The organism is Gemmata algarum (genome assembly GCF_034097035.1).
Lineage (GTDB): Bacteria > Planctomycetota > Planctomycetia > Gemmatales > Gemmataceae > Gemmata > Gemmata algarum.
The window spans coordinates 1-426 of sequence record NZ_JAXBLV010000142.1 but is presented as its reverse complement, the minus strand read 5'-3'; the positions used below and the strand labels follow the sequence as shown (position 1 = coordinate 426).

Annotated in this window: 1 protein-coding gene; it reads left to right on the top strand. The window is 68.8% G+C overall.

Annotated features, from left to right (window positions below; genetic code table 11):
- Positions 1-35: 35 nt before the first annotated feature.
- Positions 36-426 (top strand): transposase family protein (locus R5W23_RS11790; RefSeq protein ID WP_320686491.1); only part of this gene is annotated, 391 nt, incomplete at its 3' end.

Below are 426 nucleotides of genomic sequence, written 5' to 3'. Positions count from 1 at the left end.
AGGTGGGGCGCCTTCTCGCAGCCAGGAAGGTACCCATGTCTCCTTGCACCCTGGTCGATGCCCTGGCGGCGGTTCCCGATCCCCGCAGCAAGCACGGCCTCATCCACCCACTCGCCCCCTTCCTCGGACTCGTCGCCCTCGCCATGCTCATGGGGCGCACCAGCCTCAATGGCATCGCTCGCTTCGGGCGACAGCACGGACCCGCCCTCGCCCATGCCCTCGGCTTCCCACGCGGCAAGACCCCGGCCGTTTCCACACTCTCCCGCACCCTGCGACGCTTCGACGCCGACCAACTGGAGCACGTCCTCTCGTACTGGATCGCCAGCCGCGTCGACCCGGCCGCCTTCACACACATCTCCATCGACGGCAAGACCCTTCGAGGCTCTCGCGACGGCGCGATCCCCGGTCAGCACCTGCTGGCCGCAT